Origin of the sequence: Mesorhizobium sp. M8A.F.Ca.ET.207.01.1.1, assembly GCF_004794715.1 — a bacterium.
GTDB lineage: Bacteria > Pseudomonadota > Alphaproteobacteria > Rhizobiales > Rhizobiaceae > Mesorhizobium.
The window spans coordinates 534,192-555,586 of record NZ_SRUS01000003.1; the positions used below are offsets into that span (position 1 = coordinate 534,192).

Genomic DNA, 21,395 nt, shown 5'->3' on the forward strand with positions numbered 1-21,395 from the left:
AGGCTTTACGCTTCGCGGAACCGGTATCCGACTCCGTAAAGGGTTTCGATCATTTCGAAGTCGTCGTCGACGGCCTTGAACTTCTTGCGCAGCCGCTTGATGTGGCTGTCGATCGTGCGGTCGTCGACATAGACCTGCTCATCATAGGCCGAATCCATCAGCGCATCACGGCTTTTTACCACGCCGGGGCGTTGCGCCAGCGAATGCAGGATCAGGAACTCGGTGACGGTGAGCGTTACCGGCTCGCCCTTCCAGGTGCAGGTATGGCGCTCCTGATCCATGACGAGTTGGCCGCGTTCGAGCGAGCGAGCCTGCTGGCTGGGCGCTTTTGCCGCGGCCTCGCGGGCACTGGCCCGGCGCAATACGGCGCGCACCCGCTCGACCAGCAGGCGCTGCGAGAACGGTTTGCGGATGAAGTCGTCGGCGCCCATCTTGAGACCGAACAATTCATCGATCTCATCGTCCTTGGAGGTCAGGAAGATCACCGGCAGGTCGGATTTCTGGCGCATCCGGCGCAGAAGCTCCATGCCGTCCATGCGCGGCATCTTGATGTCGAGGATGGCCAGATTCGGCGGCCGCGCCGCCAGGCCTTCCAGCGCGGACGCACCATCCGTGTAGGTCTCGACACGATATCCCTCGGATTCGAGGGCGATCGACACCGACGTCAGAATGTTGCGGTCGTCATCGACAAGCGCGATTGTTGCCATTTCAAGCGGCTCCCTCATGAGCTGTCCCTTCTTTCGTAGAGAAGGGGCTTTTGCAGGACAAATTAGGTACAAAATGTGGCGTAGGCCTTGTCCGCTGTCACGAGCAGGGTGCCGCCGGCCACAATTCAACCTCGACACGGATTGGACGAACGAACATCACCAATCCTTTGGGCAACCACGAAACTTTTCGCATATATAAACGATTTAAACAACTTTCAAAATATTTAAATCGATTAATGATTTGATATCATTTGGCTTTTCTGGTTCTGACCATCCTGGCCTGCTTGGCGGGTGTGCCGGAAATACGCCGGCAAAGATGCGGCAAATCTTGAGAAAGGTCTCCAATGTCGGAAATCGGCAAACGCAATCGTGCCTGCGCGATCGATCGTATCGGTCTGAAAACCTCCGGCATGGTGCGCTACAATTTCGGCGCGGCCGCCCTCTATGAGGAAGCGATCCGGCGCGGCGAAGCCCGGCTGACCGCCCATGGCGCGCTCGTCGCCGAGACCGGCCAGCACACTGGCCGCTCGCCCAAGGACAAGTTCGTCGTTCGCGACGGCGCCACCGAGCCGCATGTCTGGTGGGACAACAACAAGGCGATCTCGCCGGCTCAATTCGACGTTTTGCTCGCCGATTTCCAGGCCCACGCCGAGGACAAGGATCTCTATGTACAGGATCTGGTCGGCGGCGCCGACGAGGGGCTCAAGCTGCCCACCAGGGTGATCACCGAATTTGCCTGGCACTCGCTGTTCATCCGCAACCTGCTCATCCGTCCCGACGCGGCCGAACTCGAACAGTTCGTGCCCGGCATGACGATCATCGACCTGCCGTCCTTCCGCGCCGATCCCGCCCGCCATGGCAGCCGCACCGAAACGGTGATCGCCGTCGACCTGACGCGCAAGATCGTGCTGATCGGCGGTACCTCCTATGCGGGCGAGATGAAGAAGTCGGTATTCACCATGCTCAACTACCTCCTGCCGGAGAAGGGCGTGATGCCGATGCACTGCTCGGCCAATGAAGGACCGGCCGGCGATGCCGCCATCTTCTTCGGCCTGTCGGGCACCGGCAAGACGACGCTGTCGGCCGATCCGTCCCGCACATTGATCGGCGACGACGAGCATGGCTGGGGCCCGCACGGCATCTTCAATTTCGAAGGCGGCTGCTACGCCAAGACGATCAAGCTGTCGGCGGAAGCCGAGCCGGAGATCTTCGCCACCACGCAGCGTTTTGGCACGGTGCTGGAAAATGTCGTGCTCGATGCCGACGCAGTGCCGGATTTCAATGACGGCAGGCTCACCGAAAACACACGCTGTGCCTATCCGCTCGACTTCATCCCCAATGCCTCGAAGACCGGGCGCGCCAGTCATCCGAAGAACATCATCATGCTGACCGCCGACGCTTTCGGCGTGATGCCGCCGATCGCCCGGCTGACGCCGGCGCAGGCGATGTATCATTTCCTCTCCGGCTACACGGCCAAGGTCGCCGGAACCGAAAAGGGCGTGACCGAGCCCGAGGCGACCTTCTCGACCTGTTTCGGCGCGCCGTTCATGCCGCGCCATCCGTCGGAATACGGCAACCTTCTGCGCGAGCTGATCGCCCGCCATGGCGCCGATTGCTGGCTGGTCAACACCGGCTGGACCGGCGGTGCCCATGGCACCGGCAAGCGCATGCCGATTAAGGCGACGCGCGCGCTGCTCGCCGCCGCCCTCGACGGCTCGCTGAAGGCAGGCGCTTTCCGCACCGACGCCAATTTCGGCTTCGAGGTGCCGGTGGCGGTGCCGGGCGTCGACGGCGCCATTCTCGACCCGCGCTCAACCTGGGCGGACAAGGCGGCCTATGACCGGCAGGCGGCAAGGCTGGTCGGCATGTTCGCCGTCAATTTCGAGAAATTCGAAAGCCATGTCGACGCCGTGGTGCTGGGGGCGGCACCTCGCATGCAGGAAGCGGCGGAGTAATCGCCAAAGGCATCGCCGCGGCTCGGCACCATTGAAGGCCCGGTTTCGATCGGGCCTTTTCTTTTTCGGTCCGCCGCGCCATGACTGCGGCATGCCGATCGACGACGACATCATCATCTCAGGCGAGGCCGTAATCCACCCGGGCGATTTGCACGAGGATTTCATCCGCTCGTCCGGTCCCGGCGGCCAGAACGTCAACAAGGTGGCGACGGCGGTGCAACTGCGCTTCAATGCCCAGAACGCGGAGGGCCTGTCGGACCGCGTGCGCGAGCGGACCATAAAACTTGCCGGCCAGCGCGCCACCAAGGACGGTGTCATCGTCATCGAGGCTGGACGCTTCCGCACCCAGGAACAGAACCGCGCCGATGCGCGGGCCAGGCTCACGGCACTGGTCGCCAAGGCCGCCGAACCACCGCCGCCGCCGCGCAAGAAGACACGGCCGTCCAAGGGGGCGGTCGAGCGACGGCTGAAGAGCAAGGCGGGGCGCGGCACGATCAAGAAGCTGCGCGGCCGGGTGGGGGACGACTAAGCACCACGCCAAACGTGCCCGTCAACCGCCTTTGGCCAATTGGGGGAAACGAATTCACCGCGCGTTCTGCCTGGGCAATTTCAGTGAAAGCGATGACGGCTTTCGGGTCGCCCTCTGCCTGTGATGGTGGCATCTTGCGGCTCCGAACATTCGCAAGGTGAACCAGTCCATGCTCGTTCTGCCCAAAGGCGTCCGCCACATGCCGGCCCATCTGTCACGTGCCGTCCAGGAGATGCTGGTCGAGGAGGTGAGGAGCATCGTCCAGCAAGCGCCGCTGTTCGTGCCGGCCATGCCGCGGACCGGCAAGGAGATGAGCGTGCGCATGACCAATTGCGGTCCGCTCGGCTGGGTCACCGACAAGGAACGCGGCTATCGCTACCAGCCGACGCATCCGCTGACCGGAGAGCCATGGCCGCCTATTCCCGACAGCCTGCTCGAGCTGTGGCGGCAGGTGTCGGGATACGCGAATCCACCGGAGGCCTGCCTGATCAATTTCTACACGCCCGACGCGAAGATGGGCCTGCATCAGGATCGCGACGAGGCCGATTTCTCGGCGCCCGTCGTCTCTGTCTCGCTGGGGGACGACTGTCTGTTCAGGGTCGGCCAGACAACGCGCGATGGCGCCACCAAATCGTTCAGGCTGAAAAGCGGAGATGTCGTCGTGCTTGGCGGCGAGGGCCGTCTTGCCTTCCATGGCGTCGACCGCATCTACCCTTCGACCTCGGCGTTGCTCAAGAACGGCGGCAGGATCAATCTGACGCTGCGGCGGGTGACGAAGCCCGACGAGATCTCCAACTAAGCCGATCTTAACGCGCGTCGTTTACCAAGGCGGACAGGGTCTTGGAAACAGCGCAATGGCACAGGCCGATCAGACCGCCCGCAATCGATCCGATTTCCGTTTCGCGGCACTTGTGCTGTCCACCGGAATCCTGATCGGACTGCGCTATCATCTTGCCTTGTGGACCTTCGACGAGCACGGCTTCTCCGAACTCAGTGACCGGCTGCCTTATTGGGATTTCACCAATCTGTGGGCCGGCGGACGCATGGCGCTCGACGGCCATGTAGCCTGGCTGTTTGACGTCGACAGCTATCGCGCGGCCTTGCGGCGGATGTTTTCGCCCGATCTTCCCAACCAGGAATGGAGCTACCCGCCCAGCATCCTGGTCTTCGGCGTGCCGCTCGCGCTGCTGCCGATCTTTCCGGCCTATTTCATCTGGACTTTCGGCACCGTCTTCTGCCTCTGGCTGGCGGTGCGGCCGCTGAAACTGGACAAGCTGGCCGAAGCGGCCGTCCTTGTGTGTCCGGCCGTCTTCATCAACGCCATCTTCGGCCAGAACGGTGCCCTGACCACCGCTCTTCTCATTGGCGGACTGGCCGTGGCGCCAAAACGGCCAATCCTGGCTGGGCTGCTGTTCGGTTTGCTGACGATCAAGCCGCATCTGGGCATTCTGGTGCCGTTCTGCCTGCTGGCCGGCGGCAACTGGCGTGCCATCGCCGCCGCGGTCCTGTCATCGGCCACACTGTTCATTTTGACCGGGCTCTCGCTCGGGTTCGACGTCTGGCATCTGTTCTGGACCGAAACCCGCCCTCTGATGACGGCGATCCTCGAGGCGCCCTATCCACAACCCTACCAGGCCAATGCCGCAACCATGTTCTTCCTGGCGCGCGCATGCGGCGCCGGGCTGACAGTGGCCTATGCGATGCAGGCTGTTGCGACCATTGCCGCAATCTGCGCCGCCATTTGGGTCTGGTTGCCCCGGCGGCAGGTCGAGCACGGCGAAAGAGTGGTCCTTACCGCCGTGCTGGCAACGGTCGCGACGCCGTATGGCTACAGCTACGACACGGTCGGTCTTGCCGTCGCAGTGGCCTACCTGTTTTCGACGCGCGTCAACATGCCCAGGATTTTCCTGGCGCTCATCTGGCTCTATCCTGCCATCGCCCATCTGGTGAACGGTATCGGGCTTGGCATCGGCGTGTTGGTGCCCTTGTCCCTGTCGGCATGGATGCTTGCCGACATAATAGGCCGCGAACGCGTGACCTCGACGATAGCTGACGGCCGGATATCATCGCCACGGTGAACCATTGCCGTGCCCTCGGCTCTCTTCCGCGGGGTGTCCATCGGGCTCGATCCGCTCGTGCCGCCATCGCGACCCTGGCGGGTGAACTCCGATATCTCAGCGCAGCGGCGAAAAGGTCGCCGAGACCAGATGGAAAGGCAATGCGCCATAGGCGGCGACCGTCGCCTGGTCATCCCATTGGCGGAATTGCCGCGACGGCCGCGCCTCCAGCGTCAGGGCATGCTGCCGGCCGTCGACTGTAACCTTGCCGCGAAAGCGCAGCACCCTTTCCCCACCGGACCGGCTGATGGCCATCGCACGCAGACGCGCGACGTGGTCGTCATCCCGGTTGATCTCCATTTCGATACGGCGCCGGACCGGCGGAACGCTGATCCTGACCGTGATGTCCAGCATCATCTCCCCTGCCGTCGGCGGGCAAGGTATGGTCTGCGAGAACACCAGGGGCGACGGTGCTTCCGGCTGCTCGCGGCGGGCCGGCCCGTCGCGCCATGCTTTTCCGCGCCATGCCCTGGCGGGCGGCTCCTGCCGAAGCCGGCCGCTCTTGCGTCGCAGACGCAACTGCTTGGCAAAGCCGCGCGACAACCAGACCAGCCTGCCGAAGTCGGTCCGTGGCTTGGCTTGCAGCATGGCCGACCAGCGCGAAAGGCCTGTACGGTCGGCCATCTCAAGCAGGCGCGCCAGCACCCTGTCCGGCGCCGCCACGCCTATTTCGAGCGCGAGGTAGGAGAGCGCCACCGTTGCGGCAACGGCAACGCCACGCCTGGCGACAACGTCGAGGAACACGTCCCAGTTGACGTCGCCGACGCGAATGGCTACCGCGCAATCGACCAGCCAATCGCTGTGGGTGTGGGCGTCGAGCCCGCCATGCGCGATGGCCAGCGCGATGCGGTCCGCCGGCGACGGCACCAGCACGCCGACACCACTGAATTCGGCCGCCGCCGCCCGCCGCCAGATCGCCTGGTCGTCCTCGTCGCTCTGCTGGGAACCGTCATAGGCAAGCTGGTGCAGGTCGATGTCGCCATAATTGCCCTTGAAGAAGTTCATCGACCGCAACGACGCCAGTCTTGTCCTCAGATATTGCGGGCTCACACCGGTGGCGATCTGCCAGTCGCGGTCGCGCAGCACGTCGAACGCCGTTCGCATGTCCTGCGGCCGCACCAATATGTCGATGTCGTGCGCCACCCTGCCTCGCTGCGCCGACGCGTCCAAGGCAATGCGGCTGGCACCCTTGATCAGCATCACCAGGCATCCCGCGTCCGTCATCGCCTGCAGCGCCGGTTCGGCCTCGCGCATCGCCATGCGCGACTTGGTCCACAGCATCTTTTGCAGGCCGACAAGACGTGGATAGGCGGAATGGCCGGCCAATTTCCGGCCGAACCGGTCGCAGATGGCGGCAAGCAGCCGATGCTCCCTGAAGGAGACGAGATCGATGTCGTTGGCGCTCAGCCACTCCATCGCGCAACCGGCGGCCGCGTCGTCGTCGGCAAGAAGCGCGGCCTTGAGCAACTGGTCGAGCCCGCCCGTCGGCCAGGGCCAGCCATAGTCCGGGAAACGGCGGCTGATGCGGCGGATGCGCGCCATCAGTCCGCGCCGGTCTTGTTTCGGACCCGTCGCAACATGGCCAGCCGCGCCACTTCGAGATAGCCGCGGTCGCGCGTCGCATCGCGTCCGTACGACAGGCTGCCGGGCCTGATGCGGCGCAGCGCCAGCACCTCTTCCATCATGTCGAAGGCAAGGCCCGCCTCGCGTGCCCGCGCGATCCAGTCGATCATTTCGCCGCGACCGCCCGGCGGATCGACAACCGGCCCGACGGTCTCGGCGACCTCGCGCCGGATTAGCATCGTGGTCCGCGACCAGCCGGGCACGACCGCGTCCTCGGGTGCATCGGGCCGGTCATTGCGGAAGTTTCGCAAATGGCAGAAGACGCCCGATGTGCCGGGCAATCCTCGCAGATATGCAAGCTGATCCTCGATCTTGGTCGGCAGCCAAAGGTCGTCGGCGTCGAGCGTCGCGATGAACGGCGTCGTCAGCGCGGCGATGCCTCTGGTCGTGGCGCTGCCCGGTCCGGCATTTGCCTGGCGCAGCAATTGCAGCGGCAGGTCCGTTCCGCCCATCGCCGCGGCGAGATCGTCGGTTGATCCGTCGTCGACGATCACCACCAGCTCCGGCCGCACCGTCTGCGCCGCAACCGATCGCAGCGTCTCGGCGATGGTGCCGCTGGCGTTGAAGGCCGGTATGACGACGCCGTATCCGTCCATCACAGGGCACGCCAATCTGACAGTTTGTCGAGCTCGAAGATCCCTTCGATCGGCCGCAGCGACGGGTCGGCCTTGCGCCGCTTCATGGATTTGTAGATAGCGCGCAGGAATTCCCGCGACTGGACGTCCTCTTGCCTCGTCATGTTGCCCGCATGCCGTCTGTAATAGAGCGCGACCGTGTCGGGAAGCACGTATCTGGGGCCGATCTCAAAACCGCGCAGCAGGTAGTCGGTATCTTCGGCCTGGACGAAATCCTCGTCGAAATCGCCTATCCGCGCGACGAGGCGGCGCGCGAAGATCGCCGCCGACAGGTGAATGCCGCGAACCGTGATGCTGTTGCTGTCCGCCATGGGCTCCAAGGTCCCATCATCGATTTTGTCGACCAGCATCATCCTCGAATAGGTCAGGTCGAGATCGGGATTCTTCCGGAAAAGCTCGACATCGGCTCCGAAGCGCCCCGCTGGCGAGATGTCGTCCGAATCGAGGAACGACACCAGGTCCGCCTCGGGCTTGAGCTGCCTGAGCCCGCTGTTGCGCGCTCGGGTCACCCCCATGTTTTCTTGCCGGAACAGCCGGATGCAGGAATGATCATCCATCATCGCGCGCACGGCCTCGACCGAGCCGTCGGTCGAACCGTCGTCGATGACGATGATGTCGAGATCGGCGGCGTCGGCTTGCCTGAGCAGCGAGCGCAGCGCGGCGCCGACATAGGCCTCGCGATTGTAGACCGGCATGATCACGCTCAGCCTCATCCTCGGCCTCGCGGCCGCTGCTGCACCACCCGTTTTGATCGCGAGATATCCCGCATCAAAACACCCGCCAGTCGGGCGTGCTCTTGAGCTCGAAAATGCCTGGAATCTCACGCAGGGACGGGTTCGCCCGGCGTCGCCGGATCAATTTGTGGATCGCCCGCATGTGGTCGCGGAGCCGGGCCTCGCGCTTCCGGGTGATATTGCCGGCGTGGCGCCTGTAGTAGATCGCGACGGTCTCCAGAAGACGGTAATTCGGACCCGTTTCGAAGATACGCAGCAGATAGTCAGTGTCCTCGCACTGGTCGAATTCCTCGTCGAAACAGCCTATGCGATCGACAAGCGCCCGGCTGAACAGTCCGGTGCTCATTGAAATGCCGCGCAGCGTTACAGTGCGGCTGCCCGCTACCGGCTCCATCGTGTCATCGTCTATCTGCTCGGCCAGGGTCATCAGGGAGTAGGTCAGGTCAAGGCCCGGGTCGGCCTCGTAGCAAGCCAGATCCGCCTTGAAGCGCCCGGCAAGCGAGATGTCGTCGGAATCGAGGAACGACACAAATCCGGCATCCGGCGGCAACTGTCTCAGCCCGGCATTGCGCGCCCTCGCGACACCCATATTGGGTTGCAGAAACAGGCGGATGCAGGGCGCCTCGCGCATCGTCGACCGTACGGCCTCCACCGAGGCGTCCGTGGAGCCATCGTCGATGACGATGATGTCGAAGTCGGCGTCAGCGCGCTGCCTGATCAACGAGCGCAGCGCCGGGACGACGTAGCGCTCGCGATTGTACACAGGCATGATCACGCTGAGCTTCACCGGGCGCCTCGTGTCAGGACGTCCTCGATCGTGCCGGCGATCTCCGCCGGGTCGGTGCCGAGGGACAAACGAAAGCACGGCAGGCGGCGCGTCAATTCGCTGAAGAAGCGAAAGCCGCTTTCGCGTTCGCCCGGCATCTGTGCGATGCCGGACGGCGCCAAGGCAATCATGGCATCCCTGCGCGACACCGGCATGATCGAACTTGCTCCGCCACCGCTAATATGTGGCACCATCAGCGCAACGATGTCCAGCATCGCGGGCACCGGCCTGGGCGCGATGTCATCGACGTGAAACATGTGCTTGCCCTGCCAGTTCAGCGGGCCTTGCGCCGTTAGCCGCTTTTGCAGGCCCAGCCGCGTGAAACCTTGCGCGTCCTGCTTCAAGGTCGAGAAAAGGGGCCGCGCGGTCACGCCTCCGGCGAGATCGATCAGCACATAGTCGTCGCCGACACTGTCTAGTCCGTTGAGCAGGCCGGCGGCGACGGTGCCGGATTTCCCGGCTCCACCCGAGCCGGCAAGGAGGATACCCTTGCCATCGATGCCGAGCGTGCCGGCATGGGTCAGCCGCATGCCGCGTGCGGCATATTCCCAATGCAGGAAGGCGCGCACCGGTGCCCCCGGCTCCCAAGGCGGAAAGGCATCGGCCGAGGCCATCAGCTGTACGCCAACGCAACGTTGCGGATCGTAGATCTGCCAGAAATCTAGATCGTGGAAATAGTGGCCGCGTAACCCCGCTTCGGCGAGCCGTTTGGCAAAGCCGTGCTCGGTGAAATGCGCGTCGCCCCATCGCGCCGGCTCCGGGATGCCGTCGATGCCGGGATGAGCGATGAAGATGCGGCAGGTGGACGGTTCCTGATCGTGAGCGGCCTCGACAAATGCATGGCTCAGGGCGTCGGCGAGCACACCGTGACCCAGATGCACGGCCAGTTCCAGCCCGGGCAGCCGAACCCGCCGTATGGTCGGATAGCGCGAGGCAGCGCCTTCAGCGGCGGCGATGAGATACCGGGCGTAGTCCGGCAGGGTTTCGAGCGTGACGCGCGGCATCAAGCGCCTTCCATCACGGCTGCGGCCGGCCGATCAGGAAGCCTGCTTGACCGCCGGCCAGCCAAGGGGTTCCTCGACCTCATGGATGGGATCAACGACGATCAAGTCCGCGAGGTCGTCGTGGATGCTGACATTGAGCGGCTCGCTGGTGGCGGCAAGCTCGGCTTGCAATTCGCCCGGCAGTGGCTGCGCCGCCGCTTCCGAACGCACCAGCAAACCCAGTTCGAGCAGCTGCGATATGAAGTGTTCGAGTTCGGCCTGGCTTATTGTCGAGCCGCCCGCGGCCAGCCCGATCAGAGCCTGGGCGTCCGCTCCGGACGAAAGCACCTGCCACGCCTTGCTGCCGGAATCGGAGAAGCCGAAATATTTGCCATTGGCAAGGTTGAGCACCACGGCCTCGCCATCGAAGGATTCGAAAACGATATCCCGGCTCGCAACCGCATAGGCATGGGATTCATGCTTCATTGTTGCCCCGCTTTACATCCCTGCCCGCCAGCAGGACCGCTTCCACCGACAACGCCTGTAGACTTTCGGTCGTTCCTTGGCAAGGTAACCTTGCCGGCAAGGCGCCGACATTTCCGGGATCAGTCGAAGGACGGGCGGATCAAGCCTCGATTTCCAGCGCCGACAATGGCTTGGAACAACAGGCCAGGATGAAGCCGTCGTCGATCTCATGATCGAGGATGCCGCCATTGTGGCTCATCTCGACGCTGCCGGAGACTTTCTTCACCTTGCAGGTTCCGCACAGGCCGAATTCGCAGGCCGCCGGTATTCGCACGCCCGAGGCGCGCGCGGTCTGCAGCACGGTCTGGCCGGCGACGCAGTCGGCGTCGACATCCGAAAGCGCGAAGCGGATCGGCGTCGCGGCTTCGACGGAAATTGCCGCGCCGTCTTCAGCCGGCGCGGCAAACGGTGCCGGGACTTCGTCCACGGCCGGCGCGGCAAAGCTTTCCTGATGGTATTTTGCCATGTCGAAGCCGGCGGCTTCGAGCATGCCGCGCACGGCGCGCATGAAGGGATCGGGCCCACAGCAGAAGATTTCGCGTTCGCGGAAATCGGGTGCCAGGAGCGGCAGCCGGATGGCGTCGATGCGGCCCATATGGCCGTACCAGCCCTCGCGGCTCGACCGCTCCTCGATCATGAAGCCGAGCGACAGGCCAGGCATGTGGCCACCGAGCAGTTCGAGTTCCTTGCGGAAGATGATTTCTTCCGGGCGCCGCGCGCAGTTGACGAAACCGACATCGGTCCATGGCGCACAGTCGTTCAGCCAGCGCAGCATCGACATCATCGGCGTCACGCCGGAGCCGGCCGAGACGAACAGATATTTCGCCGCCGGATGGCTGTGCAGTGAAAAGTCGCCGCCCGGTCCATAGGCCTTGACGTGCGAGCCGGGCGCCAGGTGATCGAACATCCAGCGTGTGCCGATGCTGCCCGCCTGCGCCTTCACCGTCACCGCGATCGAGAACGGCCGCGACGGCGACGACGACAGCGTGTAGGTGCGCATCAGCGGCCCATCCGGCGTCGGCAGTTCCAGCGTCACGAACTGGCCCGGCTTGTAGCGGAACCAGGTCTGGTTGTCGGACCGGAAGGTGAAGGTCTTGACGTCGGGCGCCTCGTCGCTGACACCGGTCACTTCCAGCACCTGCAGCCTGTCGTTCCAGGGCGCCATCTGGTCGAGATGGCGATAGAGGCCAAGGTCGGTCATCGCATTCATCCCTGCATACCTTTCATTTTGCGGATGTCGTGATCCCAAAACCGCTGCACACTTTTGGGTGACATGCGCTAGGCGACGCTGCGCAGCGCCGGCCGCCCGCCTTCGGCCAGGCGCGGACCGATGAAGCGGGCATACCAGTCGACGAACTGGATGACGCCGCCTTCATGCAGCTCCGAATACGGGCCGGGTTCATAGGCCGGCGACAGGATACCGAAAGCGTTCTCCTCGACGATGCGGCGGTCCTGGTCGTTGGTCTCGGTCCAGACATGGGTGAGTTCGGCGAGATCGTAGTCGACACCCTCGACCGCGTCCTTGTGCACCAACCACTTCGTCGTCACTGCCGTTTCGGTGGCGCTGACCGGCAGCACGCGGAAGGTGACGGCATGATCAACGAGGATGTGGTTCCAGGTCGTCGGGTAGTGATAGTGCATCAGCGTGCCGATGCGGTCGGCCGAAACGCTGTCGGACAGGTCCTTCCTCACCGCCCGCTTGCCGGTCATCGTGTAGCTCTGGGCGTCGCGCAGCAGCGGCGCGCGGGTGGCGCGGTATTGCCCGGCCGGGTCGATGCGGAATTTGCTGGGCAGGCCAACAGCTTCGCACTTCGCCCAGTGCGCCAGCATCTCCGGATCGCTGTCGGCGCCTTGCACGCCGGTCACGGTCGGTGCTTCCGGGAAGGTCTTGCACAGTTCGGGATGATTGCCCGCGCAATGATAGCATTCGCGGTTGTTTTCCCAGACCAGCTTCCAATTGCCCTTCTCGATGATCGTGCTCTCGAAGGCGATCTTGGCCTCGCTCAGCCGGTGCGGCTTGAGATAGGGCTCGATCATCGCCCGCATCGGCGCGAAGTCGGCCGGCTCCTTGGCCAGGCAGATGAAGACATAGCCGGCGACGCTTTCGCAGGCGACCGGCTTCAGCCCGAACTGGCTCTTGTCGAACCCCTCGGCCATCTGGCGGGCGAACAGCAGGCGCCCGTCCAGCTCATAGGTCCACTGGTGATAGGGACAGACCAGTTTGGCGGCCATGCCCTTGTCGCTGTTGCAGACGCGGCTGCCGCGATGGCGGCAGGAATTGTGGAAGGCGTTGATCTTGCCCTGCTGATCGCGCACCAGCACGATAGGATAGTCGCCGATCTGCACGGTGATGAAGCTGCCCGGCTTGGGCAATTCGCAATCGTGGCCGATGAACAGCCAGTCGCGATACCAGATCAGCTCCATGTCGAGCTTGAAGTAGTCCGGGTCGGTGTAAAAAGGCTGTTCCAGCGAAAAGCCTTGTCTGCGGCTGTTCAAGAGCCTCAGCATGTCGTTGCGCGCGTCCATGTCCTGTCCTCATTTTCAAGGACTGAACTGGTGGTGATTGAGGAAGGACTGGACGCAGATCGGCGCAAAGCCGGACAAACACCATCCGCCTCTTGACCGCCCACCGCGATCAGTCGAGTTCTAGCCATCTCGGGCTGGTTTCCGGGCTCTGGAGTCGTCCTTACGGACCATCGCGACACCTTCCCAGGCTTACGCCCAGTGGTCTCCCGTTGCGACTTGAACTCCACCACCGTTGCGGGGGCAGCGCCGGAATCTGACCGGCTTCCCAATTCTCCGCTCCGTCGTCACGCAGCGGCACCTGAGATGCCTGATCTAATCACGGCAGGGTTTGCGACATCGGCATGAAAAGCGACATCGCATCCATGCGGCGCGACACGCATGCTGGAACGTCGTGACAGGGGTCGCATCATCAAATCGCCTTCTGTCGCCAGGCGCGCCGGCACCGTTTTTCGACCCCTTTGCCGGGGGCGAAAAGGTTAACAGTTTCGAAAAGTGACTATTAGCAGATTCTAAAATCGAACCGAACGGTTCGTTTCTGTTGACGGTGCGTGCAGGACGGTGTGAACGCCGAGCCTCCGATACAGTTGGTGATCGGGGTGTCATTTTTAGCTAACTGATTGATATAACGACAGAAAATAACAGATGTGGAAATCATTGGTACAATTTCAAGTGGTAGAGTCATGGTCCACGCTGAACAACTTCGTGATTGGAAACAGCAGAGGTGCTCTCCCACATCGGGGCGGTCCGAACGACGCGATTTTAATCCCAAGACACGCCGCTAGACGGACGGAAAAATACTGGAGTACCCAAAATGAAAAAGATTGTTCTCACTGCCGCCGCCCTTCTGGCCATTTCCGGCAGCGCCTTCGCTGGTAGCGACCATTACGGTTCGAACGCCGCCACCCCCGCTGCCACTGTCGACAGCTCGTACACCGCTTCGACCAGCAAGTCGGAGCCGGCTGCTCAGACGCCTGCCCAGGGCGCCGACCACAATCTCTTCGGCAACAACTAACAGCCGATCCCCGGCTTGCGGCGGGGCGACCCTGCCGCGCGGGGTGGATGCCACAAATTCAGGAGTACCTAAAATGAACAAGATCCTCATTGCCGCCGCCGCCGTCCTGGCCCTCTCCGGCAGCGCCTTTGCCGGCAGCGACAACTACGGTTCGAGCGGCGCCAACCAGGCGGCTGTCACGTCGACCGACAACGCGAACACCGCGTCGATCGGCAAGTCGGCTCCGGCCACCGAGGCGCCTGCCCGGCCGGGTAGCGATCGCAACCTCTTCGGCCGTTGACGCCTGTTGCGAGTGGCGGGCTCGCTCGCCACTCGTGGAATTCAAGACATCAGGAGTATTGGAAATGAACAAGATCCTCATTGCTGCCGCCGCCGTTCTGGCCCTCTCCGGCAGCGCTTTCGCCGGCAGTGACAACTATGGCTCCAATGGCGCCAATCAGCCCACTGCATCGTCGACCGTCAATGTCGATACGTCGCATACGGGTTCGGTCCGCAACAGCGACTCACCAATCTACAAGCTGCTCAACTCGTCCGGCGACGTGCAGAAGTCCGCCCCTCACGGCGCAGACCGCAATCTCTTCGGCAACAACTAACCAGCCGTCGTGATGTATAAAAAGAGAGCGACGGGCCTGCCCGCCGCTCTCTTTTTGCGTTGTCGAGACATGGCTGGCCTCAGGCGGCTTTTGCTTCCGCTTCGTGCAGCGCGAACGACCGTCCATCCGCATCGAAGATATGAAGGTCGCCGGCATTGGCGGTCAACTGCAGCGTCGAGCCGCGCTTGACCTCGACATTGCCCGGCAGCTTGGTCACCAGCGGCAGGTCGGCACGGCCGATGTCGATATAGACCAACTGAACCTCGCCGAGCTGCTCGACATAATCGACCGTCCCCTCGAACAGATAGTCCGCACCACTGGCGATCGCGAGATCTTCCGGCCGCACGCCGAAGCTGACCGCCGCTCCCTTTGCCGAAGCAGGCGTCGCGATCGGCACCGTCGCCTTGCGGCCGCCGACATGGCTGATGATGGTCGGGTTGCCCGTCTTGTCGACCGTGGCCGGCAGGATGTTCATGGCCGGCGAGCCGATGAACTGGGCGACGAATAGGTTGCCGGGGTTCTTGTAGAGCTCCATGGGGGTGCCGACCTGCTCGATGTGGCCATCCTTCAGCACCACGATGCGGTCGGCCAGCGTCATCGCCTCGACCTGGTCGTGGGTGACATAGATCATGGTCGTGTTGGGCATCGATTCCTTGAGCTTGGCGATCTCGATACGCGTGGCGACGCGCAGTGCCGCGTCAAGGTTCGACAGCGGTTCGTCGAACAGGAACACTTTTGGATTGCGCACGATGGCGCGGCCGATGGCGACACGCTGACGCTGGCCGCCCGACATCGCCTTGGGCAGGCGGTCGAGATATTTGGTCAGCTGCAGGATTTCGGCGGCCTGCCGCACCCGCTTGTCGATCTCGGCCTTGCTTTCCTTGCCGATCTTCATCGAGAAGGCCATGTTGTCGTAGACTGTCATGTGCGGATAGAGCGCGTAGGACTGGAACACCATGGCGATGCCGCGCTTCGATGGCGGCACGTCGTTGACCACCTGGCCGTCGATCTTGAGTTCGCCCGAGGTGATTTCCTCAAGCCCGGCGATCGAGCGCAGCAAGGTCGACTTGCCGCAGCCCGACGGGCCGACGAAGACGATGAATTCGCCCGATTTGATGTCGAGGTCGATGCCGTGGAGAATGTTGAGATTGCCGTAGGACTTCTTCACTTGTCTCAAATTGACATCGGCCATTGATTTCCTCCCAGTGGTTCCTCAGATGTTCAGCCTATGCGCCCGAACCAGACGCCGTAACCGCCGAGTTCGACCGTACCGGTGCTTGCCTGCCCGGAAAATCCGTGTCCCGCCAAAGGTTGCAGGGTTCGGTTGCCGAGGTCAACCTTCGCTGGCGCAGCGCCCAGATTGAAGACGCAGACGATCTCCTCATTGCCCGCCCGGCGGGTGAAGGCGACGGTGTCGCCCTGGCTTTCGATGAAGCTGATGTCGCCCTTGGCCAATGCCGGATGGGCGCGGCGGAAGGCGAGAAAGCGCCGGTAATGCTCAAGCAGCGAGGTTTCGTCACCTTGCTGCACGTTGACCGCCTGTGACAGGTGCTTGACCGGCACCGGCAGCCAGGGCTTTGCCTGGGAGAAGCCGCCATTGCTGGCATTGCCGTCCCACACCATGGGTGTGCGGCAGCCGTCGCGGCCCTTGAATTCCGGCCAGAAGCGGATGCCGTAGGGGTCCTGCAGGTCCTCGAAGCGCAGGTCGGCCTCGCCGAGCCCGAGTTCTTCGCCCTGGTAGATGCAGACCGAGCCGCGCAGCGACATCAGCAATGCCGAGATAACCTTGAGATAAGCGGTCGGGTCGGTTTCGCCGGCGGCCCAGCGCGAGGCCGGGCGCATCACGTCATGGTTGGAAAACGCCCAGCACGACCAGCCGTCGCTGGCCACCTCGCCAAAGGCTTCCAGCACCGAGCGGACCTTGGCTGCGCTGATCTTTTCCGGCGCCAGGAAGTCGAAGGAATAGCACATATGCACGCGCTTGCCGCCCGCTGTATAGGCGGCGACCACGTCCAGCCCGCGCTGCGAATCGCCGACTTCGCCGACCGCGGCGGTCGCCGGATACTCGTCGAGCAGCGCCCGGAAACGCTCGAGGAAGGCGAGGTTCTCCGGCCGGCTCTTGTCGTAGATATGATCCTGGTAGTTGTAGGGATTGACCGCCGGTGCGGTCTGGTCGTTGCGCTCTTCCGGTGGCAGCGGCGGGTTGTTTTCCAGCCCCTGGCTGTGGAAGTAGAAATTGATGGTGTCGAGGCGGAAGCCGTCGACGCCGCGCTCCAGCCAGAAGCGGGTGACGTCGAGCAGCGCGTCCTGGACTTCCGCGTTGTGGAAGTTGAGGTCGGGCTGCTCGGCCAGGAAATTGTGCAGGTAGTATTGCTGGCGGCTGGTGTCCCATTGCCAGGCCGAGCCGCCGAAGATCGACAGCCAGTTGTTGGGCGGCGTGCCGTCGGGCCTTGCGTCCGCCCAGACATACCAGTCGGCTTTCGGATTGACGCGACTCGAGCGGCTTTCCTTGAACCAGGGATGGATGTCGGCGGTATGCGACAGCACCTCGTCGATCATCACCTTGAGGCCCAGCCGGTGCGCCTCCGCCGTCAGTGCGTCGAAATCCGCCAGCGTGCCGAACATCGGGTCGACGTCGCAATAATCCGAGACGTCGTAGCCGAAATCCTTCATCGGCGATTTGAAGAAAGGCGAGATCCAGATGGCATCCGCGCCAAGGGCGGCAATGTAGGGCAGCCTGCCGATGATGCCTTTGAGGTCGCCGATGCCGTCGCCATTGGAGTCCTGAAAGCTGCGTGGATAGATCTGATAGATCACCGCGCCCCGCCACCAGTCGCGGTCGATGGCGGGGTCTGGTTTCGAAGTCGCCTTCAAAGCCGATTGCATTGTCTCAACCTCCTTTCACCGAGCCGGCCAGCAGCCCGCGGACGAAATAGCGCTGCAGCGAGAAGAAGACGATCAGCGGCACGATGATGGTGATGAAGGCCGATGTCGTCAGGATCTCCCAGTTGCCGCCGCGCGAGCCGAGCAGCGCATTGAGCTTGGCCGTCAGCACGATCTGATCGGGCGCCGTTCCGAGGAAAACCATTGCCACCAGCAGATCGTTCCATACCCACAGGAATTGGAAAATGGCGAAGGAGGCAAGCACCGGGAAGGACAGCGGCAGCACGATCTTGACGAAGATCTCGAAATCGCTGGCGCCGTCGATGCGGGCCGATTCCATGATCTCGCGCGGCAGGCCGGCGATATAGCTGCGCAACAGGTAGATGGCGAAGGGCAGGCCGAAGCCGGTATGCGCCAGCCAGATGCCGAGATAGGTCTTGGACGGCACGCCGAAGAAAGTGCCGACGCCGTTGTAGAGCCTGAGCAGCGGGATCAGCGACATCTGCAGCGGCACCACCAGAAGGCCGATGATGACCGCTATGAGCAAGGCGCGTCCGGGAAACCGCATCCAGGCCAGCGCGTAGGCGGCAAAGGCCGCGATCAGGATCGGGATCACGGTAGCCGGGATGGTGACCGTCAGCGAATTCATGAAGGAGCGGCCGATGCCTTCGGAGAACAGCACGGTCTGGTAGTTGTCGGTGGTGAATTTCGGCGGCGCCGACGAGGCGTAGTAGACGCGCTGGCCGCGATCGCCTTCGAAGGCCTTGGGCGATGCCATGACGAAGCTGCCGTCGGCATTGACCTGCAGGGTCACGCCGTCACCGAGGTCGGCTGATGTGCCGGCCGGATATTGTGTAGGTGCTGCTGCCTTGACGCCGAAGGCGCTGATGTTGCGCTTGACGCCGTCGCCGAAAATGTTGCCCTCGAGGACGAACTTGCCGTCCTTCTGGGTCTGCGCCGAGGCGGCCGGCAGGCGCCCGGCCTCGGTCTGGCTGGAACTGGCGAACGAATTCCACCAGCCCGAGGCGACGATCTGGTCCTTGTCGCGCAGCGACGAGACGAGGATGCCGAGCGTGGGGATGGTCCAGATCGCCACGAAGACGAGCACCGCGATATGGACGCCGAAACGGCTTGCGAAGGAATTTCCGGTCGCCACGGCCATATCAGTGCCCTCCCGTCTCTTTGTTGGCCTGGCGGATGTTCCAGATCATGATCGGAATGACCGCGATCATGATGATGATGGCAATGGTCGCGCCGCGGCCGAAGTCGCCGCCGCCGCGGAACATCCAGTCGAACATCAGATTGGCCAGCACCTGGCTGTTCCATTGGCCGTTGGTCATGGTCAAGACGATGTCGAACACCTTCAGCACCAGGATGGTGATGGTGGTCCACACCACCGCGATGGTGCCCCAGATCTGCGGCACCATGATCTTCCAGAAGATCTGGAACGGGTTGGCGCCGTCTATGACGGCGGCTTCCAGCGTTTCTTCGGGGATGCCGCGCAGCGCCGAGGACAGGATGACCATGGCGAAACCGGTCTGGATCCAGATCAGGATGATCATCAGGAAGAAGTTGTTCCAGAACGGCAGCGATATCCAGACCTGCGGCTGGCCGCCGAAATGCTGGATGATGGCGTTGAGCAGGCCGATCTGGATCTGGCCGTCGCCACGATATTCGTAGATGAACTTCCAGATCACGCTGGCGCCGACGAAGGAGATGGCCAGCGGCAGGAAGATCAGGCTCTTGGCGATCGTGCCCCACCATATCTTGTCGGTAAGCACGGCGATGATCAGGCCGAGGAAGGTGCAGGCCGCCGGCACCACCGCCAGCCACAGGATGTTGTTCATGATCGCGTTTCGCAGATCCGGATCGCGCAGCGCCCATTCGTAGTTGGCGAACCCGACGAAACTCGTGCCGCCGCGGTCGAAGAAAGACAGCCACAGCGTCGCGATCACCGGATAGATCAGGTAGATGGTCAGGATGATCAGCGCCGGACCCACGAACAGCCAGGGCCGCACCAATCCCTGCCGGCGCAGATTGTTGACGGCGGCCGTCCCGGACACCCCGCGCGAGGGGAAGATCAAATCGAGCAGTTTGTTGGCGCCCCAGAAATAGGCGACGCAGCCGCCGACGCCGATGATGATGACGAATATTGCCGAGAAAATCTGAGTCGCCATGGGTCCCTCTCCCTGCGCATGACCGGCCAGCGATGCTGGCGATCGGATGCACCGACTTTCAGTTATTCGGAACAATCGAAACGTGAAGGCTTCCGGCGAGCACCGCCGGTCGGATCCGGGCCGTGGCCCGGATCCAGCAGGAGGATTGGAAGGTGTTAGGTCGCCCCGCTATTTGATAGCGTCCCAGCTCTTCTGGATGTCGGTGGCGACGTCCTGGGCGGACTTGCCGCCGACCAGGTCGATCATGCCGGTCCAGAACGAGCCGGCACCGACCTTGCCGGGCATCAGGTCAGAGCCGTCGAAGCGTACCGTCGTGGCGCCGACCAGGATCTCGCCCTGCTTCTTCAGCGCATCGCTGCCATAGGCGTCCTTGTTGGCTCCCTTGAAGGGGGTGACGAAGCTCTTCTGCGCCATCCACAATTCATGCGCGAGCGGCATCTGCAGGAATTTGATGAATTCGCGCGACGCCTTGGAATCCTTGGTGATCATCACCAGCGTTCCGGCCACTTCCAGCGGCGTTCCCAGTTCCGGCTTGGAGGCGTAAGGCGGGTAGGGGAAGAAGTCCGCATCCTGGCCGAGCTTCACGCCCTCCGGGAAGAAGGAAGGGATGAACGATGCCTGATGGTGCATGTAGCACTTCGGCGGCACGGTGAAGAGGCCCTTCGGGCTGTCGCGGAAGTCGGTCGCCGCGACTGCCTTGGCGCCGCCGTCCACCATCTTGTCGTCGGTGGCGATCTTGCCGAAGATGTCGATGGCGTTGACCACCGCCGGATCGGTGAACGGGATCTCGTTCTTCACCCACTTGTCGTAGACTTCGGGCGGCTGCGTGCGCAGCATGATGTCCTCGACCCAGTCGGTCGCCGGCCAGCCCGTCGCGCCGCCCGAACCAAGCCCGATGCACCACGGCTTGCCGCCATCGGCGATGATCTTCTTTTCGAGCTCGGCCAGTTCTTCCTGCGTCTTCGGCACCTTGTAGCCGGCTTCCTCGAAGTTGTCGGGCGAGTACCAGACCAACCCCTTCACGTCGATCTTGTAGGGAAAGGCATAGAAGCCCGGCTTGCCGTCCTTGCCATTGTAGGTGCCGAGCTTGGCCCAGGAGTCGCCGGCGGCGTAATTCTCCTTGACCCAAGCCGCGACGTCGTCGCCCAGCGGGGTCAGCACGCCCTTGGAAGCAAGGTCCTGGATGAGGCCCGGCTGCGGCAGCACGGCGATGTTGGGCGGGCTGCCGGCCTGGGTGTCGATGACGATCTGCTGCTCGTAATTCTCGGACGAGGAATATTTGACCTCCGCGCCGGTGGCTTCGGAGAAATAATCGAGTACCGACCGCACAAGCGTCTCGTCCTCGCCACGCCACGGTCCGAAGATCGACAGAGTCTCGCCCTTGAGGTCGACTTTCTTGAGATCTTCGTAATTCGCCCAGTTGAAGCGCTTGTCCTCGCCCGGCTTGAACTTCAGTTCGGCATGCGCGGGCGCGCTCAGGGCGAATGCGGCAGACGCAACACCCAGCAAAAGCATTTTCTTCATCGGTATTCCTCCCAGTGGGTCACACACTCACCGGACGGAACCTCCA

General features: G+C 63.0%; 21 protein-coding genes and 1 riboswitch. Of the genes, 7 read left to right on the forward strand and 14 right to left on the reverse strand.

Features of this window, described 5'->3' with window-relative positions; translation table 11 throughout:
* Positions 1 to 5: 5 nt before the first annotated feature.
* Positions 6 to 707, reverse strand: coding sequence for a response regulator transcription factor (locus tag EN850_RS11355; RefSeq protein ID WP_010912942.1), 702 nt, complete (start codon positions 705 to 707; stop codon positions 6 to 8).
* 344 nt (positions 708 to 1,051) lie between these two features.
* Here EN850_RS11355 and EN850_RS11360 point away from each other — a divergent pair, with 344 nt between their 5' ends.
* The 4 genes from EN850_RS11360 (at position 1,052) to EN850_RS11375 (ending at position 5,269) form a co-directional block, all read left to right on the forward strand.
* The gene (locus EN850_RS11360) at positions 1,052 to 2,662 is read left to right on the forward strand and encodes a phosphoenolpyruvate carboxykinase (protein WP_136091256.1); all 1,611 of its coding nucleotides are present in this window, start codon (positions 1,052 to 1,054) and stop codon (positions 2,660 to 2,662) included.
* A gap of 91 nt (positions 2,663 to 2,753) precedes the next feature.
* On the forward strand, positions 2,754 to 3,191 hold the full coding sequence (arfB, locus tag EN850_RS11365; protein ID WP_136091257.1) for an alternative ribosome rescue aminoacyl-tRNA hydrolase ArfB: 438 nt from the start codon (positions 2,754 to 2,756) through the stop codon (positions 3,189 to 3,191).
* Positions 3,192 to 3,360: 169 nt separating this feature from the next.
* The gene (locus EN850_RS11370; RefSeq protein WP_136091258.1) at positions 3,361 to 3,990 is read left to right on the forward strand and encodes an alpha-ketoglutarate-dependent dioxygenase AlkB; all 630 of its coding nucleotides are present in this window, start codon (positions 3,361 to 3,363) and stop codon (positions 3,988 to 3,990) included.
* 55 nt (positions 3,991 to 4,045) lie between these two features.
* Complete coding sequence (locus EN850_RS11375) at positions 4,046 to 5,269, forward strand: glycosyltransferase family 87 protein (protein WP_136091259.1); 1,224 nt, start codon at positions 4,046 to 4,048, stop codon at positions 5,267 to 5,269.
* Positions 5,270 to 5,365: 96 nt separating this feature from the next.
* Here EN850_RS11375 and EN850_RS11380 read toward each other — a convergent pair whose 3' ends face one another.
* From EN850_RS11380 to EN850_RS11415, 8 genes are all read right to left on the reverse strand, one after another.
* Positions 5,366 to 6,850: a nucleotidyltransferase family protein gene (locus EN850_RS11380; RefSeq protein WP_189591050.1), complete on the reverse strand. Its 1,485-nt coding sequence runs from the start codon at positions 6,848 to 6,850 to the stop codon at positions 5,366 to 5,368.
* Complete coding sequence (locus EN850_RS11385; protein WP_127873341.1) at positions 6,850 to 7,527, reverse strand: glycosyltransferase family A protein; 678 nt, start codon at positions 7,525 to 7,527, stop codon at positions 6,850 to 6,852. The genes EN850_RS11380 and EN850_RS11385 overlap by 1 nt, the downstream gene beginning before the upstream one ends.
* Positions 7,527 to 8,279 carry a glycosyltransferase gene (locus EN850_RS11390; RefSeq protein ID WP_136091261.1) on the reverse strand — a complete coding sequence of 251 codons (753 nt, stop codon included), beginning with the start codon at positions 8,277 to 8,279 and terminating at the stop codon, positions 7,527 to 7,529. Before EN850_RS11390 ends, EN850_RS11385 begins: the two co-directional genes overlap by 1 nt.
* Positions 8,280 to 8,334: 55 nt before the next feature.
* On the reverse strand, positions 8,335 to 9,087 hold the full coding sequence (locus EN850_RS11395; RefSeq protein WP_189521925.1) for a glycosyltransferase family A protein: 753 nt from the start codon (positions 9,085 to 9,087) through the stop codon (positions 8,335 to 8,337).
* Positions 9,084 to 10,130 (reverse strand): serine kinase, encoded by a 1,047-nt coding sequence (locus tag EN850_RS11400; protein WP_136091262.1) that lies wholly within the window; start codon positions 10,128 to 10,130, stop codon positions 9,084 to 9,086. Before EN850_RS11400 ends, EN850_RS11395 begins: the two co-directional genes overlap by 4 nt.
* Positions 10,131 to 10,163: 33 nt before the next feature.
* Complete coding sequence (locus EN850_RS11405) at positions 10,164 to 10,595, reverse strand: PqqD family protein (protein ID WP_127275662.1); 432 nt, start codon at positions 10,593 to 10,595, stop codon at positions 10,164 to 10,166.
* A 139-nt stretch (positions 10,596 to 10,734) separates the two neighbouring features.
* Positions 10,735 to 11,835 carry a hybrid-cluster NAD(P)-dependent oxidoreductase gene (locus EN850_RS11410; protein WP_136091263.1) on the reverse strand — a complete coding sequence of 367 codons (1,101 nt, stop codon included), beginning with the start codon at positions 11,833 to 11,835 and terminating at the stop codon, positions 10,735 to 10,737.
* A gap of 77 nt (positions 11,836 to 11,912) precedes the next feature.
* The gene (locus EN850_RS11415; RefSeq protein ID WP_127873346.1) at positions 11,913 to 13,160 is read right to left on the reverse strand and encodes an aromatic ring-hydroxylating dioxygenase subunit alpha; all 1,248 of its coding nucleotides are present in this window, start codon (positions 13,158 to 13,160) and stop codon (positions 11,913 to 11,915) included.
* A 114-nt stretch (positions 13,161 to 13,274) separates the two neighbouring features.
* A riboswitch (cobalamin riboswitch) is annotated at positions 13,275 to 13,477 on the reverse strand.
* A gap of 494 nt (positions 13,478 to 13,971) precedes the next feature.
* On the opposite strand from EN850_RS11415, the gene EN850_RS11420 reads away from it, so the two are divergent.
* The 3 genes from EN850_RS11420 to EN850_RS11430 all read left to right on the forward strand — a co-directional run bounded on the left by EN850_RS11420 (position 13,972) and on the right by EN850_RS11430 (position 14,765).
* The gene (locus EN850_RS11420; RefSeq protein WP_127275665.1) at positions 13,972 to 14,172 is read left to right on the forward strand and encodes a DUF680 domain-containing protein; all 201 of its coding nucleotides are present in this window, start codon (positions 13,972 to 13,974) and stop codon (positions 14,170 to 14,172) included.
* A gap of 73 nt (positions 14,173 to 14,245) precedes the next feature.
* Positions 14,246 to 14,452, forward strand: a complete 207-nt coding sequence (locus EN850_RS11425; RefSeq protein WP_127275666.1) for a DUF680 domain-containing protein — start codon at positions 14,246 to 14,248, stop codon at positions 14,450 to 14,452.
* Positions 14,453 to 14,516: 64 nt separating this feature from the next.
* On the forward strand, positions 14,517 to 14,765 hold the full coding sequence (locus EN850_RS11430) for a DUF680 domain-containing protein (RefSeq protein ID WP_127275667.1): 249 nt from the start codon (positions 14,517 to 14,519) through the stop codon (positions 14,763 to 14,765).
* Between the two features lie 79 nt (positions 14,766 to 14,844).
* Here EN850_RS11430 and ugpC read toward each other — a convergent pair whose 3' ends face one another.
* From ugpC to EN850_RS11455, 5 genes are all read right to left on the reverse strand, one after another.
* On the reverse strand, positions 14,845 to 15,957 hold the full coding sequence (ugpC, locus tag EN850_RS11435; protein ID WP_136091264.1) for a sn-glycerol-3-phosphate ABC transporter ATP-binding protein UgpC: 1,113 nt from the start codon (positions 15,955 to 15,957) through the stop codon (positions 14,845 to 14,847).
* Between the two features lie 29 nt (positions 15,958 to 15,986).
* The gene (locus EN850_RS11440) at positions 15,987 to 17,651 is read right to left on the reverse strand and encodes an alpha-glucosidase (protein WP_136091265.1); all 1,665 of its coding nucleotides are present in this window, start codon (positions 17,649 to 17,651) and stop codon (positions 15,987 to 15,989) included.
* Positions 17,652 to 17,655: 4 nt separating this feature from the next.
* On the reverse strand, positions 17,656 to 18,810 hold the full coding sequence (locus tag EN850_RS11445) for a carbohydrate ABC transporter permease (protein ID WP_127275670.1): 1,155 nt from the start codon (positions 18,808 to 18,810) through the stop codon (positions 17,656 to 17,658).
* Between the two features lies 1 nt (position 18,811).
* On the reverse strand, positions 18,812 to 19,825 hold the full coding sequence (locus EN850_RS11450; protein ID WP_127275671.1) for a sugar ABC transporter permease: 1,014 nt from the start codon (positions 19,823 to 19,825) through the stop codon (positions 18,812 to 18,814).
* A 168-nt stretch (positions 19,826 to 19,993) separates the two neighbouring features.
* Entirely contained in the window at positions 19,994 to 21,349 is a 1,356-nt protein-coding gene (locus tag EN850_RS11455) for an ABC transporter substrate-binding protein (RefSeq protein ID WP_127275672.1), read from the reverse strand.
* Positions 21,350 to 21,395 lie beyond the last annotated feature (46 nt).